The organism is Aliterella sp. E5.1 (genome assembly GCF_057473825.1).
Genome location: NZ_JBYCCV010000494.1, coordinates 1 through 1,121 on the forward strand (window position 1 = coordinate 1; position 1,121 = coordinate 1,121).

Below are 1,121 nucleotides of genomic sequence, written 5' to 3' on the forward strand. Positions count from 1 at the left end.
TATAGCAATCCTAGGTGGGTTGTGGAAAGACAGCATACTCAAATAACTTTGGGAAGTTAAAGGTTCGACCGTGAGTTACAAGTTCAAACAGGAGTTTGACAAGAAAAAAGGAATCACACAGGTGGTAGAAGTCTCGTAGGAATCGTTTAGCTTGTAACCAAATATCTTCCACAGGATTTTGTTCGGGCGCATGAGGAGCAAACCGAAGACAAGTCAGTTGCCAGGAAGATGGCGCTCGTCCAGTATTGAGGGATTGCAAGTAATCTTTCAGTTGTTGTGAGCGATGGTAACTTGCTCCGTCCCAAATAATAGCAACCCGTTGAGCGGGACGCTGGGCTTGCAAGTAGTCTAGAAAACTGATGGTATGTTCTGAGTTAGCTTGAGGATAAGCTTGAAGCAAAAACTCTTGATTGAAGTAATCTAATGCCCCATAATAAGTTTGCTTCTCGCGCTCGTTCACGATAGGTACTTCAATTCGGATATTACTTTTGCCCCAGACATAACCACAGACATCTCCCCATAATAAGTGACACTCATCAAGGAAAAACACACTCATTCTTCCCGCCACTATCTCTGGCAGCCATTGGCTCAGTTGGGCAAGAATTTCTAGTTTTTTTTTGCACTAACTGTGGATCTTTTTTTGGATTACACTTTTGGGTTTTCTTCCAACTAATACCCGCTTGAGCAAATAATTCATAGTAACTCTGTCGGGATTTGAACTTGATATGGTAGGTGTCACAGATGTGCTGTTGTAGTTGTGCCAGATTCCAATAGTTCTTCTGCTGTAACCAGTTAATTACCGCTTGCCGTTGCCCCGCTCTCAAATAGCCCTTGCTGCCTTGATAGTTCAGTTGCAACCCCGTCGCCCCTTCTGCCTCAAACACTAGCCACCATTTGCTGATGAAGCTGTCGGAAACGTGAAGGATTTCCTCAATTTGGCGATACAAATAGCCTTTCAATACCATTTGCACTGCTAAAGCTCGTTTGAGTTCCCTAGCATCAGGATTACTCTCAATAAACTTGACCAGTTCGTCCATCGTTCAATTAGTTCTAAAATGCTACATCCATCATTCACAATAGTTTAAGACTCACTTTTCTTCAACTCATCTAGGATTGCTATA

1 protein-coding gene is annotated in these 1,121 nt (G+C 42.7%); it reads right to left on the reverse strand.

Translation table 11 applies throughout. From position 1 onward, the window contains the following. Positions 1-10: 10 nt before the first annotated feature. Positions 11-1,037, reverse strand: a protein-coding gene (locus AC2VE5_RS28505) for an IS630 family transposase (RefSeq protein WP_486890873.1) whose coding sequence is annotated in 2 segments (ribosomal slippage) — positions 11-617 and positions 616-1,037 — 1,029 coding nt in all. Because the reading frame shifts where the segments join, the coding sequence is not laid out codon by codon here. Positions 1,038-1,121: the final 84 nt, after the last annotated feature.